The 16,073-nt window shown below is 40.9% G+C and carries 14 protein-coding genes; 6 read left to right on the top strand and 8 right to left on the bottom strand.

Annotated elements, in window-relative coordinates; all coding sequences use genetic code 11:
* The first annotated feature begins 36 nt into the window (after positions 1-36).
* Both P2W72_RS03080 and P2W72_RS03075 read left to right on the top strand, forming a co-directional pair.
* A complete protein-coding gene (locus tag P2W72_RS03080; protein WP_276359419.1) occupies positions 37-1,005 on the top strand; it encodes a sugar phosphate isomerase/epimerase family protein in 969 nt (322 codons plus the stop codon).
* A gap of 435 nt (positions 1,006-1,440) precedes the next feature.
* A complete protein-coding gene (locus P2W72_RS03075; protein ID WP_276359418.1) occupies positions 1,441-2,925 on the top strand; it encodes a PAS domain S-box protein in 1,485 nt (494 codons plus the stop codon).
* 87 nt (positions 2,926-3,012) lie between these two features.
* Here P2W72_RS03075 and P2W72_RS03070 read toward each other — a convergent pair whose 3' ends face one another.
* Positions 3,013-3,204, bottom strand: coding sequence for a hypothetical protein (locus tag P2W72_RS03070; protein ID WP_276359417.1), 192 nt, complete (start codon positions 3,202-3,204; stop codon positions 3,013-3,015).
* A gap of 240 nt (positions 3,205-3,444) precedes the next feature.
* Between P2W72_RS03070 and P2W72_RS03065 the strand changes: the two genes are divergently transcribed.
* A complete protein-coding gene (locus P2W72_RS03065; RefSeq protein ID WP_276359416.1) occupies positions 3,445-5,892 on the top strand; it encodes a TonB-dependent receptor family protein in 2,448 nt (815 codons plus the stop codon).
* Between the two features lie 56 nt (positions 5,893-5,948).
* Here P2W72_RS03065 and P2W72_RS03060 read toward each other — a convergent pair whose 3' ends face one another.
* The 4 genes from P2W72_RS03060 to P2W72_RS03045 all read right to left on the bottom strand — a co-directional run bounded on the left by P2W72_RS03060 (position 5,949) and on the right by P2W72_RS03045 (position 10,203).
* On the bottom strand, positions 5,949-6,866 hold the full coding sequence (locus P2W72_RS03060; RefSeq protein WP_276359415.1) for a hypothetical protein: 918 nt from the start codon (positions 6,864-6,866) through the stop codon (positions 5,949-5,951).
* 133 nt (positions 6,867-6,999) lie between these two features.
* Complete coding sequence (locus P2W72_RS03055; RefSeq protein WP_276359414.1) at positions 7,000-7,296, bottom strand: Dabb family protein; 297 nt, start codon at positions 7,294-7,296, stop codon at positions 7,000-7,002.
* A gap of 144 nt (positions 7,297-7,440) precedes the next feature.
* On the bottom strand, positions 7,441-8,025 hold the full coding sequence (locus P2W72_RS03050) for a hypothetical protein (protein ID WP_276359413.1): 585 nt from the start codon (positions 8,023-8,025) through the stop codon (positions 7,441-7,443).
* Positions 8,026-8,304: 279 nt separating this feature from the next.
* Entirely contained in the window at positions 8,305-10,203 is a 1,899-nt protein-coding gene (locus tag P2W72_RS03045; RefSeq protein WP_276359412.1) for a PQQ-dependent sugar dehydrogenase, read from the bottom strand.
* 345 nt (positions 10,204-10,548) lie between these two features.
* On the opposite strand from P2W72_RS03045, the gene P2W72_RS03040 reads away from it, so the two are divergent.
* Positions 10,549-11,853, top strand: a complete 1,305-nt coding sequence (locus P2W72_RS03040; protein WP_276359411.1) for an MFS transporter — start codon at positions 10,549-10,551, stop codon at positions 11,851-11,853.
* Between the two features lie 246 nt (positions 11,854-12,099).
* Here the strand turns inward: P2W72_RS03040 and P2W72_RS03035 are convergent, their stop codons facing one another.
* Positions 12,100-13,347 (bottom strand): selenocysteine synthase, encoded by a 1,248-nt coding sequence (locus P2W72_RS03035; protein ID WP_276359410.1) that lies wholly within the window; start codon positions 13,345-13,347, stop codon positions 12,100-12,102.
* 220 nt (positions 13,348-13,567) lie between these two features.
* Between P2W72_RS03035 and P2W72_RS03030 the strand changes: the two genes are divergently transcribed.
* Positions 13,568-13,792, top strand: coding sequence for a helix-turn-helix transcriptional regulator (locus P2W72_RS03030; protein ID WP_276359409.1), 225 nt, complete (start codon positions 13,568-13,570; stop codon positions 13,790-13,792).
* Positions 13,789-14,496 (top strand): HNH endonuclease signature motif containing protein, encoded by a 708-nt coding sequence (locus P2W72_RS03025; protein ID WP_276359408.1) that lies wholly within the window; start codon positions 13,789-13,791, stop codon positions 14,494-14,496. Before P2W72_RS03030 ends, P2W72_RS03025 begins: the two co-directional genes overlap by 4 nt.
* A 13-nt stretch (positions 14,497-14,509) precedes the next feature.
* On the opposite strand, the gene P2W72_RS03020 is transcribed toward P2W72_RS03025, so the two are convergent.
* A complete protein-coding gene (locus P2W72_RS03020) occupies positions 14,510-14,962 on the bottom strand; it encodes a (deoxy)nucleoside triphosphate pyrophosphohydrolase (RefSeq protein WP_276359407.1) in 453 nt (150 codons plus the stop codon).
* A 191-nt stretch (positions 14,963-15,153) separates the two neighbouring features.
* The gene (locus tag P2W72_RS03015; RefSeq protein WP_276359406.1) at positions 15,154-16,017 is read right to left on the bottom strand and encodes an SMP-30/gluconolactonase/LRE family protein; all 864 of its coding nucleotides are present in this window, start codon (positions 16,015-16,017) and stop codon (positions 15,154-15,156) included.
* Between the last annotated feature and the right edge of the window lie 56 nt (positions 16,018-16,073).

Below are 16,073 nucleotides of genomic sequence, written 5' to 3'. Positions count from 1 at the left end.
TAAAGCGGAATGAAGCGTAATTAATTTGAATAATTTATGAATACTGAGAAAAATAAACAATCCAGAAGGAAATTTATTAGAGGTTCTGTAATTGCCGGAACTCTTCTTCCCTTTATGCCGACAGATCTTTATTCAGGAATATTAAGTGCTGATGACACTTCCGGCCCCTTAAAGGTTTCTGTTTTTTCCAAGCATCTCCAGTTTCTAAACTATAAAGATATGGCTGATGCGGCAGCCGGAATCGGTTTTGATGGAGTGGATCTTACTGTTCGGCCCAACGGACATGTCTTACCTGAGCGTGTGGAAGTAGATTTGCCAAAAGCCATAGAGGCCATTCATAAGGTTGGTCTGGCTTCAGCAATGATTACGACAGCTGTTCAGGATGCAAATGATCCTGTCGACAGGAAATTACTGGAGACTGCTTCTGCACTTGGGGTTGAGTACTATCGCATGAACTGGCTTAAGTATCCTCAGGGGAAAAGTATTCCTGAAGCGATTGATCAGTTCAAACAGACCCTTAAAGATTTAAGCTTTCTGAATAAAAAGCTGAATATTACCGGATGTTACCAAAACCATTCGGGGAATCTGGCAGGGGCTTCAATATGGGAGCTTTGGGAAATACTGAAAAATGCAGATCAGCAAAATATGGGAGTTCAATATGATATTCGCCATGCTGTGGTGGAAGGAGGCATGTCGTGGAAAAACGGACTCAGTTTAATTCATCCCCATATTAAAATTCTGGCCATAAAAGATTGTGTCTGGACAAAAAGAAATGGAACCTGGATTGTTGAAAATGTTCCTTTGGGAGAAGGAATGGTCGATTTTAAAGCTTATTTTAAGCTTTTGAAGGAATTCAAAATACAGGTCCCTGTATCCCTGCATTATGAATATCCAATGGGTGGAGCTGAACATGGAGCGAGTAGTATTTCAACCAATAAGCAGATTGTTTTTGCTAACATGAAAAGAGATCTTATAAAATTGCAACAGCTTTGGCAGGAGGCTTAACAAGCTGGCCAGTGTTCAAACCCCTTGTTGATATTGTTATCAATACTTGCCGGTTAATCAGCTCCAATATTTTTAATAGAATTAACCCTTAAAAAGTGCTTGCAGGGTTTATATCCTGATTACAAAGGATACGTTAATATCATGCCTGTTTTTTAATTCCTGTCAAACCGCACGACGGGTTAAATCAGATAAACCGGGCAGGGATGAATAATTGTTATGAAAAATTTACAAATTTAAATCCGGATCTATTGATTATCTTATATGTAACTTTGGTTGGGCCGGATTTTTACTTATAGCAAATCAGTGCTGAAAGAATTTCGCAGATATGTTGTGAATGGTTGAAAATTTGACATCATTCAACAAATGAAAAATTAAAACTTAGGATCGATAATGACTCTTCGTGAAAATAGGATAATGCATAGAAATTAACTTAAAATGACTTTGGATTCGAAAATTTATCTTAATGCATTTGAGTGCTCCCCTGATGGCATAATTATTTGTGACCTTAACGCTAAAATTATTCTGACGAATAAAGCGGCATTTTTAATGTTTGGGTATGAATCTGGCGAACTTGAAGGGAAATCCATACAAGATTTAATTCCTCCGCACCTTAGGGATAAACACAAGTTTCATTTCCGAAGTTTTGTTTCTCATCCTTCAGCCAGATCAATGTCTAACAATATGAAGCTGATTGGGTACAGGAAAGATGCATCAAATGTTTCTATAAGCATTGCCCTGAATATTATTCAAAATGATTCTGGCGAAGAATTGATTCTTGCAGTAATCAGGGAAATAACAGAGTTCGTTAGAAAAACCGAAGAGCTTGAGAGGGTATCCATTCAATTAAAGGAAGCTCTTCAATTGAGTGGATTGGGGCACTGGGAGTTTGATATTGCCAATAACAACGTCTTATGGTCGCCTGAAGTGTATGAAATATTTGAACTTGAACAGGGGGCATTCAGCTCAACTAATGAAGGTTTTGAAATGCTGGTGCATGAGGAGGATAGAGAGTTTGTAAAACAATCATACCAAAATTCAATTATAAACCAAATCCCATATAACATTGTTCACAGGTATATTACACCCAAAGGTTCATTGAAATTTTTAAGGGAAAGAGGGAGGCATATTTACGATTCGGAGGGTTTGGTTGTAAAAACAGTTGGAACTGTACAGGATGTTACTGAAGTACAAAAACAAAGACTTTTATTAAACGATTATATTTTAAAATTAGAAGCAAAGAATAAAGAACTTGAGGATTATACTCACATTGCAACCCATGATCTTCAGGAACCGGTAAATAATATCAGAGGAATCATAAGCCTTATGAGGGAGGAGTTAGACAATAATTCACCTACCAGAGAAGAAACTATTTATTTCATTGATCTAATAAAAAAAGCATCAGAAAGATTGTCAACCCTTATCAAAGGGTTAATGGAGACAGCCAGGTTAGGTCAGGTTAATCCTATTTCTGAGGTCGATTGTAATGAGTTACTCCTTGAGGTAATTGAAGGGCTTCAGTTTCAACTTGATCATAATTCTGCTCAAATTATCTATCCTACATTACCCGTATTAAAAGGTTATAGATTTGAGCTGGGGCTTCTTTTTCAAAATTTAATTTCAAATGGTTTGAAATATAGTAAGAAGGGAGTTGCGCCGATAATCAAAATCGACTGCCATAATCAGGGGGCGGATTGGCTATTTACAGTTGAAGACAATGGCATTGGCATAGACCCAATTCATAAGGATAAATTATTCAAAATGTTTCGCAGGTTACATGCACAGGAGGATATTGAAGGTACCGGTATTGGTTTAGTGCAATGTAAGAAAATTGTGGAGCAGCATAATGGGGCGATATGGTTTGAGTCAGAACCCGGAAAAGGGACAGTTTTCTATTTCACTTTACGGAAAAACAAAAGTTAACCTGAGTGCGATGTTTCTTATCTCCTGAAGGTAAGACCAATTACCCGGCATCGGCCAGATTCATTTTGTCGCTATTGTTACCAATATTTAATCCATCAACAATTGCCTGACCGTAAACAGTTCCTTTGATTTTGGATCAACGCTAATCCGAACCGAGTCCATATCTGCATCTCCGAATACCCGCAGACTGGTAAAGTTTAAAATTGTTGACCGTTTATCAGGATTGAGCAATGGCTTGTCGACAATAAAACGATGGGAATCGCCATTGATCCAAAGCACCGGCTTGCCGTATTTTCTGCTTAATTCTGAGAGTTTATTACAGATTTTCTGAAATACAGGGGCAATTTTCCCCCATTGAACATATCTGCCTGTGTAAAGAATACCAAACCTTTTTTGTCTGCAGCACGGCGGTAAACCTATTAAGAATTAAGTTATGGAAATATGGTGGTAACAATGCCGCTATGATTATTAGAGGGTCTTATTATTACTTAATTTCGCAGGCTTAACCAGAACTAAAAAATGAAGAAAAGCTTATTCCTGCTTCTGTTTGTTGTTTCCACTAAATTGTTCGCGCAAAACTCTGTTATTGAGGGAGTTGCTTTTGACAAGGCAGCTGCCGCTCCACTTGAATTTGCCAGTGTTTCCTTGTTTAAATCTGCTGATTCAGTATTGCTTAACGGGCAGATGGCAGATGCATCCGGAAAATTTAAGTTCGAAAAGCTGCAGGCTGGTACTTATTTTATCAAAGTTCAGTTTGTAGGATATACCACTTTGAAATCTTCATTAATTAATCTTTCTGCCGGGCAGAGGTTAAATATCGGCCGTTTGGAGCTTGGTTTAAATCAACAGTTTTTGTCAGAAGTAAAGGTTACCGGTCAGCAATTGCAGAGTCTGAATAAGATCGACAAGCAGGTTTATAAAGCAGCCCAGTTCGAATCAGCAAAGGGTGGGACAGCAATCGATGTAATTAAAAATATGCCATCCATATCGGTTGATGGGATGGGAGAAATCTCTGTCAGGGGATCCAAAGGATTTTTAGTATTAATCAATGGAAAGCCTGTACAAACTGATGCATCGACTATTCTAAGCCAGTTGCCGGCCAACTCAGTAGAAAATATAGAACTGATTACCGCACCTTCTGCCAAATATGATCCGGATGGTAAAGGAGGTATTATCAATATTACCACTAAAAGTGGTGCGGACAACAGCACAGTTTTTGTCAATAATATTCAGGGAGGACTCCCGTCGGTTAGGACTTACGGCAATGCCGAAAAGCAACAGCGATATGGTGCTGACCTGAGTTTTAACTATAAAAAAGATGCATGGGATTTTTCGGCAAGCGCCAATTACCTGCGAAATGATAATGCCGGATTTCGCGACGGAGATGTTTACACCATCATTGGCAATAAGAAAACAAGTTTTCCGTCGAAGGGAGAGCGTAGTTTCGATAAATACAATTATGGAGGACGTTTTAGTCTTACCTTCACTCCATCAGAAAAGCATCAGTTTTCCATTGGTTTTTTTGCCGGACACAAATATCAGGACAGGGTAGCCGATATTTATTATTCAAACCAGAATACTGTGATCAGTACCGGGCAGGTGATTGGCCGCTCTGATTATTTCAATCCCAATCTGCAAAATAAGCAGGGTAATTTCATGCTTGGGAATATTGATTATACCCGTACTTTTTCGAAGAAATCTGCCTTGAACTTTTCTGCTTTATTTGAACATGCCGGTCTTGAGGGCTCAACAAAAAACAGAAATATTGAGATGAATCAGCTTGTGCAGAATACGCTGAGTACTTATAAAAACCCCCTAAATGGATTTAGAAGTAAAATTGATTATAGTATAGCTTTGGGTAAAGGCAAGCTGGAGAGTGGTTATCAGTATCGGTTGGATCAGCAGGACGGACAGTTTATTTATTCGGTTCAGGAAAAAGGCAACACCGGCCTTGTTGTTGCACCGCAGTTTTCAGGTGATGTGAAGGCAAAGAATCAGATTCACTCACTTTATACTCAATATTCAGGTAAAGCTGATCGAATCGAATATGCCGGAGGTTTGAGGTATGAGTATGCCAACCGTGATCTGAATGTGAAGTCGGTAAGCAGTAATGACTATCTTCTGGAGCTTAATAATTTGTTCCCTTCGGTCAATATGCTTTATAGTTTTGAGAAGGAATGGAAATTCAAAGCCGGACTGAGCAGGAGAGTTCAGCGTACTAATAATTTTGAGTTAAATCCTATTCCTGAGCGTGAGCATTCTGAGACTCTTGAAAGAGGAGATGCGAGTCTTTTGCCTGAGTTTATCTATCTGGCTGAAGCCGGATTTACAAAGAGTTTCAGTCAGGGCTCTTTATTTTCAACCTTGTATTATCAGGATATCAAAAATCCTATTCAGCGGGTAAACAGTGTTTATGCCGATACGATCTTAAACCGGGTTTATACGAATGCTGATAAGGCCAGCAGACTGGGGATAGAGATTGGTGCGAACTACAGCCCGGCGAAATGGTCACAACTATATTTGGGAGCCAATATTTACAGAAGTACAATCAGTGGTTCAGTGCTGAATTATACAAATTACCTGAAAAACTCTGATTGGGTATATTCCATCAATGCTAATGTAAACTTTAACCTGGGTTCAGGATTTAGTGTCCAGGGAAATGTGAACTATCTTTCTGCCAGACCTACTGTGCAGGGTAAAGATTCAGGGTTCTTATCTCCGAACAGTTCAGTGAAAAAAACTTTTATGAAAGGCAGAATGACCGCATTGCTTCAATGGCAGAATATGGATCTGGGATTACTGAAAAGTAATGAACAGCGAATCTCTACCTGGGCTCCTGATTTTTATACCACTACGAATTATATTTATGAAGTAGATGTGTTCATGCTGAACCTAAGCTATAACCTGAATAAGATGGCTAAAAAACTTAAGTTGCCGGGAAGTGAGTTTGGAGAGAAGGAGTTTTAAACTCAGCACTTATATCGGCATCGGCCAGATTCATTTTGTCGCTATTGTTACCAATATTAATCCATCAATAATTGCCTGACCGTAAACAGTTCCTTTGATTTTGGGTCAACGCTAATCCGAACCGAGGCCATATCTGCATCTCCGAATACCTGAAGACGGGTAAAGTTTAAAATTGTTGACCGTTTATCAGGATTGAGCAAGGGCTTGTCGACAATAAAACGATGAGAATCGCCATTGACCCAAAGCACCGGCTTGTCGTATTTTCTGCTTAATTCTGAGAGTTTATTACAGATTTCCTGAAATACAGGGGCAATTTTCCCCCCATTGAACATATCTGCCTGTGTAAAGAATACCAAACCTTTTTTGTCTGCAGCACGACGGTAAACCTCATCAATCCAGGCCAGATTGGCCTTCTCGCGTCCCAGAAACTCAGTATTATCACCTCCAGGCCTGAAGTTATTATTGCTGCCTACCAGATGAATAGTTGCAAACTGAACACCTCCATATTCCCAGGAAAGATTTTCAACGTATTCTGAAAATGCAGGGTCTTCAGCTTGCGTATTCAATTCCATTTTTTTCTTACCAAAGCTTTTTGTGTTTGAAAAAAAGAGTTTACGCAGGGTGCTGAGGCGTTCCAGGGGATTATAACTTCCCGCGGCCTCCCGGTTACAGTCGGTCCATTCATTATCTCCAGGAGTGTAGATCAAAGGTTGTGAGAATGTCTCAAAATAGCCATGTATTTTGTTGAAGTACTCGTCGCTGCACAGGGTAGAGCCTGATTTGAAATCGCCAACATGAACGCTGAACGCAGGTTTTTCTTTGTTTACCTGTTTGATCAGGGTCTCAAACCGGGTATAATCAGCAGGTAAACGATAGGGCATATCCCCAAAGGCAATGAATTCAAATTTTTTATTTTGTGCTGATAGGCTTATACTCAGTATTGAGAAAAGCAGAAAGAGGCTGATAATTCTCATGAATCTATTTTATGAAGACTAAAAGTAAAGAGAATTTATGGAGACATTATTATGAAGACCGGTCTTAAAATACAAAAGCCTGCAAAATTACTTGCAGGCTTTTGCAGCGGATGAACCGCATACTTCTTAAATATTAATGAGCATCGTAAATGGTTACCTTATCAAAAAAAGCACGGAACTCATCCAGGAAAGCTTTGTGCAGAGGGTGAACCTGATATACATCATGAGCCGCCAGATCTTCGAAAACCAGCAATAAACTAAATGTATAGCTGGTGTCAACAACTGCGCGTTCAATCGGAGCAGGTGTACCTACATGAAAAAACTTAACAACATCTATAAATTGAAGAGTATCCAAACTTTTGCGGAATGCAGTTTTCTGTTCTTCGGTCATGTCGGCTTTCAGCCAGAATAAAACGTGGTGTGCTATCATTTTTTTATTTTTTTTCAAATATATAAAATGACAGGGCCCGATGGTATAAATTCAATAAATTCAGATGCATGAAAAGAAAAACCGGCTTTGAATGGTGTTTTTAAAAGATTTTAAGCTGTATGTTAAGGAAGTTATCCTGAATCTTTAAAAGATGATCGTACCTTTACCTGTGTATTCATAATTAACAGGTGTATTTACTGTGTACAATAAGGTCATATTCCCTGTTGCTTCAGTAAATCTTCCTGTGCCACCTGTGAAGATATATTCCTGGTACATAAATCCGCTTGCAGCGTCAATTCCTGCACCAGCAAGAGTATAGTAAAGCTTATCTCCATTGGCGGCAGTTCCTACCCCGCCTATAGAACCAATTACTTGTCCCGTAGCCGGATTAATACAAAATGTAGTCACCTGTTTCTGAAGCCCGAGTGCAGTTGAATTTCCTGTTCCCTCTGATCTGAACTGAAGAGTTCCATCTCCGCAACCATTTGGAATGTAGCTGATGCTGCCTGACCCGGTACTTGTAAGCGGACGGCTTACTTTTTTGCCCTTTGTCTGATCAGGTACAGACATCTGCAGGCTTGCTGCATCTTTCGCTTTTAAAAGTAAAGCACCTTGCGCCATTTCAGCATATTTTTTTTGATCATTCTGATTTGCAGTTTCTGAGATCATCTCCTTTTTGCAGGAACCTAATAACACAACCGCTGCCGCGATAATTAAAATTTTTTTCATCCGTTTATTTTTTTGGTTTTTAATGGTGATGAACCTACCTGCGGTAGGCAGGCCTGCCTGCCGCAGGCAGGGCGACCATGGTTTAATAATCATACCCCCTGCGGGTTTTAGCAAAATCATGACGGGTTCATAATTGGAGCTTTGAGAGTATTTATTTGTCAAAAATACTAATTTTTAATTTAAACTATTTTATTTTTCGATAAGAGAAAAATTCAAAAAGAAAAGCCAGTACATGATGCACCGGCTTTTCTTTGTTTATAAATTTTGAGAAAATACTTTCTATTTCTTAACTGTTAGTTTTCTAACATCTGCTACTTCTTTTTCAGTAACAGGCCCTGAATTATTCCCGAAACTTTTCCTTACATACGTCAGTATCTCAGATACCTCTTTATTGTTGAGGAACGAGGCATGTGCAGGCATGGTATCGTTAAAGTTCTGTCCTTTAACCTGAATATTGCCCGTCAGTCCGTTGAGCACCACATTGATCAGAACCGTTTTATCACTGTTCACCCATTCAGATCCGGCAAGTGGAGGGAAGCGGTTTCCATCCCCATTACCATCAGTCTGGTGACAGCCGCGGCAATAAATATTGTATAAAAGTTCGGCATGTACCGGTTTCCCCTTTCTGTCGAGGTTATCGTTCATCTCATCCGGTGTTTTCAGGTAAGAAACAGTATTCTTACGTTTTTCCATCGCGGCAAGCTGTTTGCTGCCGAATGATTTTTTATCACCCTTATACATAATACGCCAGATTTTACCCTTTTCGGTATCGCCAACATATAAGGAACCATCCGGGCCTTCTGCAAGCCCCATTGGTCTGTACTTTGCATCATTTGCTATTGCAACGGTATCTACGCCGGCAAAGCCATCAGCAAATACCTCCCATGGACCAGTAACTTTACCGTTTTTCATCGGAACAAACAGCACCACAAAACCCACCTGAGGGTATGGGATACGGTTGGTAGATCCATGCATGGCGACAAATGCACCATCTTTATAGCGTTCAGGGAATTGATCGCCTTTGTAGAATAATATTTCATTAGGTGCGAAGTGCCCCGGAAAACCAATGACAGGTTTCGGAAGTTTGGCGCCATCACCTTCTTTAATGCCATCGCCGCCATATTCAGGACTGAGGATTTTCTTTTCAAGCATCTGGTCGTAATAATAGTACGGGAATCCGCCATCCATGCCTTCGGTAACTTTGAAAAGTTCATCAGCCGGAAGCATGGCGCTTTTCCACGGACTGTAAAATTCAGGCCATAGCAAACGGAAATCATCCCTGCCATGGTGAACAGCATAAAGAGCGTTTGTTTTCTTATCCCATTCCATGCCAACAATACTTCTCATCCCCGTTGCATACCTTTTACCGTCGCTTTGCTTTTGATTCAGTTTATTTTCATCGAATTTCCAGATCCCTCCGTGATCATCCATATCGGGGCATGGCACTTTACCGGGAGAACCCGGACGCCTGTTTTCAGTCTGGCATGAGTTGGTTCCGATACCCCATGAAACGAACATATTTCCTCTGCCATCAAAAGCAAGAGCCTTTGCCTGATGTTCATGATATGGTGGGGTATCCATTACAACGGTATCCATCTTACTATCCGGCACCAATTGTCCATCTTTCAGCTTATTGCGATAAACCATCATCTCAGAGCTGTAGTAGAGATAGCCATTATGGATCTTCATAGCAGTCCCCCTGTTCCGGTTTTCGTATTTACCCCAGATTTTCATCGTATCCGCTTTGCCATCGCCGTTTAAATCTCTCAGGGCGGCATTGCCATAACCGTCAACTGTCGGAGATCTGAGTTTGACATAAATGTCGCCATTGCTGTTTACTGCAATATGTCTGGCTCCTACATAATTGCCTTTTGGAGCATTGTTTGGGCGGCTCAGCTGGGTGCTTTTTGGAGCGCCCTTGATCTCTGGCGGTGGTGGCTGATAGTAAGCCGTTTTAGGAAGCTGACTGATCTTTAGTGCAACGACCTTGCCTCCGCCAATGCTGTCGGTCACAACCAAAGCTTCAAATCCCCCGGGAAGGATCAGTCCGCCATTATCTTTGTCAGACGGGGGTAGTACATTGTTCCCTGTTTTACATCCGATTCCCGCAAATGTGGCAAGCAAAAAAAAGCAGAATGAAGATATTTTTAAGGTTTTCGATAGGTGATGATTTTTCATGGAATTAAAATAATCTATTATTTTGATTTTTTAAACAGGAAACAGAAAGATTACAGGCGGTAAGGATTTGTCAATGAGGTGATTTGTTAATTATTAAACATTTACAAATGCCCTTGCCTGCTCGATTGCGAGAATGAGCAAATGAGAATTCTGCATTTCATTTTGAGTTATGTCGGCGGGTAAAATCTGTTTTGAAATTATTGTGATCATTGCATGATGAGAGATCTATGGCGAATGAAGGAATCATCCTAAGCTGGTGCATGCGCATCGTCTGTGTCTGAGCTTATTAATTTATGAATTCGTTTTCCCCGAATAAACTCCTATTATTATGAAAAATAAATCGGCTTGCAAACAAGTTTATTAGCTTCAGAAAAGATCTCCCACCGAAGGCTGAAAGCCATATTTGGAGGCTCTATAGGTAATTTGGTAGAGTGGTACGACTGGTATGCATATTCGGCATTCGCACTTTATTTTTCGGCCTCCTTCTTCCCGGAAGGTAATAAAACGGCCCAGCTTCTTAATACTGCAGGCATTTTTGCCCTTGGATTTCTGATGCGCCCCATTGGAGGCTGGATATTTGGAAGGATTGCAGATAAGGTTGGCCGTAAGCAGAGCATGACCCTTTCGGTACTGCTTATGTCGTTCGGTTCCCTGCTCATTGCATTTATTCCGAATTATCAGGCAATTGGTATTATTGCTCCTTTGGTGCTGCTTTTGGCGCGGTTACTCCAGGGACTCAGTGTTGGTGGTGAATATGGGGTATCGGCGACTTATCTGAGCGAAATGGCCAGTAAGAACCGGCGGGGTTTCTATTCCAGTTTTCAGTATGTGACACTTATCGGCGGACAATTATTCGCGCTCGGGATCCAGCTTGTTCTTCAGAAGGTACTTACTGATGCTGAACTGCACGAATGGGGCTGGCGTATCCCTTTTATCATAGGTGCTATTCTTTCTTTAGTTGCGCTATACCTGCGCAGCACGCTGTATGAGACCAGGGCTTTCGAAATACATAAAAATATATCAGATGAGCGTAAAGGTACGATCAGGGAACTGCTAAAACATCCCAAAGCACTGCTGACAGTGGTCGGTTTAACCCTTGGCGGAACCCTTGCCTTTTATACTTATACCACCTATATGCAAAAGTTCCTGGTTAATACGGTGAACCTCAGCAAGGCTGAATCTACCCTGATCTCATTTATCAGCATGCTCATATTTGCTTTGATACAACCCGTTTTCGGGGCACTTTCAGACCGGATAGGCAGAAGGCCTTTGTTAATTGGTTTTGGTGTTCTGGGAACTATCTGTACGGTTCCTCTTCTGACTATCCTGAGCCATACCACTTCACAGTACACTGCTTTTTTCCTGCTGCTTGCCGGATTGTTCATTGTGAGCGGCTATACCAGTATCAATGCCATTGTGAAGGCAGAACTTTTCCCCGCAGAGGTACGCGCACTTGGGGTTGGTCTGCCATACGCCCTGACCGTTGCCATCTTTGGCGGAACAGCGGAATATGTGGCGCTATACCTGAAAGATATTGGCCATGAGTCTTATTTTTACTGGTATATCAGCGGATGTATATTTTTATCGCTGCTGGTGTATGCGGGGATGAGGGATACGAAGGAGACTTCGCTGCTGGAGAAGGATGGGTAGGGATTTGGCTATGAGACGATTTGTCGATTTGTCGATGGGGAGGAGAATTAGTAACCCGATACGGGTTTAGCAAATGGGACTCCGGCCATTAATAGTCCATCATCTCGACGAGCAAAATAATTGTTATTTATGATGAATTTCCGCGAGGAGAGACCTGTTGCAAAGGAGAGGAGGGAAGAGAATTAGCAAATTGGGTATCCCTTTCGTCTGAACTAAAATTTCAGCTTTAACCTTTCAGCTTTCTGCTTAAGAAAGCGCTTTCCCAAACTCCTCTTTCAACCTCCTGGCAACAATTTTATCTTCACCCGGCTGCATCATCCATACAGTAATGGAAACAGAATTGCCTCCTTTTGCACCGGGTTTGGGTGGTGTTGCCTGACCTTTGAATATAGGTAATCCTGAAAATCCGGCTTCAATGGATGGGTTGCCGTTTCGCAGGTTTTCGCGCAGTTCATGGCCTGTTAGTTTGATCCTGGTATCATCCCAGGTGATGCGCAGGGATGGGGTATGATTTCCCAGCGGGTTAACAGTAATAGTTGTGCTGATCCCATCAATTGATTTCACTGCATTTTCGATCAGCGCAATACCTGCTTCCCATTTTTTCCATTCTTTGTTATGATCCATCGCGATCATGTTTTTGATAGCTACATAAGCTCCCAGGATCTCCTCTTTGTTCACTTTATGCCCGCGGCCAATAGTTACTGCCCTTGGAGGTGCACTCAGTCGTGCTGCTTCAATCAGATGCTTTCGGCCCATTAAATAACCGGTGCTCTGAGGCGCCCTGACTGCTTTTCCTCCCGAAAGGAAGACCAGGTCAAAGCCCATATCGTTAAATTTCCAGAGGTTTTCTACCGGTGGTACATCCGCTGCAATATCAATTGAAGTAGGGATATTGTATTTCTTACCCACCTCAATCCACTCTTCATGTTTGATCTTACCGCCATTAACCGCAATGTTTAAGAAGTGCATCATGGCCGTTTTTTCATTGATGGCCTTCTCCAGTTCTTCACGGGTTTCTACAGTAATGATCTTGCAGCCGGTCAGTAAGAAAGCCTGCGTATAGGCATCTTTATGTGCTTTCTGGCAGATTACTTCAGATTTCATGCCATCCAGATTTGGCAGTTGCCCGATTTTTTTCATGTCCGTTCCGGTGAGGACACCTGCCAGCCCCAATGTCATAGCCGAAAACGCACCACTGGTTACCGTAGCGGCTTCAGCATGAGTCATTTTGGCGATTTGTTCACCCACCTTATCCTGCAGTTCATCCAGCATACAAAACTTACCAACCGAACTGTTGATCGCTTTCAAAACCTGATCCTGCATAATACTGCCGGTCATATAGGTTAATGTACCAGCCGCATTAATAAAAGTGCGGATACCCAGTTCCTTATACAGATCTTCTGCCGGGGCAGGTTCTGCCTGTGTTGAAAAGTTACTGATTCCTCCGGCAAGGGGCAGAAGGCTGAGGGATTTGAGGAGTTGGCGGCGTTTCATGGGGGGAGTTGTAGTATTCTATTATGAATATGTTTTTATAGGGGAAAGTTAGGAATTGATTTGGAGATTTAGGAAGATATTAGAATATTTTCTTGAGTGTTATTCTGTTGATTTTAGTTCATTTGAATTGAGTGCCAGTAAAATCTAAAGTCCATTTTGAGAGTTCAAATGACACGTAAAGTCCGTTGACTTAAAGTCTACAATATTACATCTTGCCATAATGAATATTAAGGCGAAAGTAGGTCATCGAATAAAGCAGGTTCGTGCGGAACTTGGACTCACTCAAGAAGCATTAGCTAATAAGGCGGATTTAGATCGTACTTATGTCACTGATGTTGAGAATGGTCGAAGGAATATTTCAATAGTGAATTTAGAAAAGCTCATTCACGCTTTAAATATTAGCATTTCTGATTTTTTTAATTCTTCAACTTTTCTTGATTTATGATTTCTATTCATCCAGGCGATGTCATTTCTCATTCAACAATGGGAGTTGTTGAGGGAGTTAGCCTACAAAAGGGTATGAATTTTAAAATTAAGGGTGGACAATCAATAATTTTAATGTCACAAAGAAAGGGTGCTCCATATGTTGATAAGGTCGAAAATGATGGGCAGATATTAGTTTATGAGGGACATGATGTACCTAAGAATCTGGCAACATATCCAAAGCTGATTGATCAACCTTTAAAATCACCGAAGGGAACTTTAACAGAAAATGGAAAATTCTTTAATGCTGCTCAGAGATATAAAGATGGTGAAGCCTATCCAGAATTAGTAAAGGTTTATGAAAAGATAAAGGATGGCATATGGGTATATAATGGTGTTTTTGAGCTCGTTGATGCTTGGGAAGAGATTGTAGGTAATAGAAAAGTCTTTAAATTTAAACTTCATATAACAGACTTGACAATTGACCAAAAGGAACAAAGGCAACAAGAAGCCAATGATCTAGATCATAATCGAATGATTCCAACAGCTATCAAATTAGAGGTTTGGAAAAGAGATAATGGGAAGTGTGTTACATGTGGAAGTTCTGATAATCTTCATTTTGATCATATATTGCCATTTTCGAAGGGTGGCACTTCTCTAAGTGCGGAGAATATTCAATTGTTATGTGCTAGACATAATTTGCAAAAAAGTGCTAAAATTCAGTAATCGTAAAAAAGCTCTAACAACAGGAGTTCTTATTTGTGAAAGCTATCCTCAAATACTCCTCCACCACCCCCACATCCGCCTCCGCCCAATCCAAATCTAACAAATCCTTAGCATCCAGCCATTTATATTCAGCATGTTCTTTTAAAGCCAGCTCTCCGCCAGTCTGCCGGCAGATAAATGGTATCAGACGGATCAGTTTATCCGGGTATTGATGATCATTCGGACTTAAGCTTCTGGTAATTTCTATCGCAATACTCAGCTCCTCCTTAATCTCCCGGATCAGACACTCTTCAGCTGTTTCGCCATCTTCTATTTTGCCGCCAGGGAACTCCCATTTTAAAGGAAGAGGCATGGTGGCGCTGCGCTGGGTAACGAGGACTTGCTTTCGAACGTTAACGATGATGGCGCAGGTAACATTTATCATTAGTTGACAGTTGATAGTTGACAATTGGGTTGGGTGGTTCATTTGGAATTTTTGAGTTATCTGTTGCCGATTATCAGTGATTTACATATTCATATACAAATTTGTTCTTCAGATTAGTTGTTCATGAATATGGATTGGTTTAGATCAATACCACTTTAGAAGATAAAAAAATGACAATGAACAACGATTTTTCATCATTGTCCATTGTCAACTATCAACTGTCAATTTTCTTACTACTTTACCTCATAAGCAACAACCGTATTCTTAAAGAACGTAGGCACGTAAACGGTTTTTGTAGCCGGATCAAAACCAATATCTGCAGTACTTCTTTTTTCTTTGCGGGTATCCATCAGCAAATGCTTGGTACCATCGGTATTAACATGCCATAAAGCGCCTTCCCAGCAGGAAACAATGAAGTTATTGCCTTCGATGTTCTCAATTCCGTCGATTCCGCCTTCCATTCCATCTGCAATTTTAGCCAGCGATTTATCGGCATTTACCCTGAACATTCCGGTTCCGTCAAGCAGAAACAGTTCATTATTATGGAAAAGAACCCCGTTTGGCTGTGTCAGGTTCTCTGCAATCAGTTCTGCCTTTTCGTTCTCAACCTTGTATAATTTCTTTGCCAGATACTCAGTAACATAAATAACCCCGTTCGGGTCAATACTGATATCATTGAGTCCTGTTGCTCCCTCAATCGGAATAGTCTTTTCAATTTTACCGCCCGCGATATCAATTACCGCAATATTGCCCAGGTCAGCAGCATACAATTTCCCATTGTACAAGCCCATTCCTTTTGGCGCATTCAGTCCGCTTACCCACTCAGCCGCGATCACCTTTCCATCCAGTCCGACTTTGCCAATAGAGCCTTTCCCATCAGCTTCCCATGGATTAGTACCATCCACATTACTCACATATAAAATCTGACCGGCTTTGTCGAACAATACCGATTCAGGGACTTTTAGGCTGCTGTCGCTTTCCCATTTAAGAACCAGTTCAGGGGCCTTTGCAGTATCTGCCTGTTCTGTAGTTTTTTTATCGCTTGATGAATTACATGCTGCCAGAAAAATTGCAGCTATAAAAAGTGCCTGTTTCATGTTTTTTTCAGTTGATTTAGGTTAAAGATATGAAATTCGTATAATTTGAGAACAGA

It is taken from the genome of Daejeonella sp. H1SJ63 (assembly GCF_029360775.1).
Lineage (GTDB): Bacteria > Bacteroidota > Bacteroidia > Sphingobacteriales > Sphingobacteriaceae > Daejeonella.
This window is presented reverse-complemented; position numbering and strand designations above follow the sequence as displayed.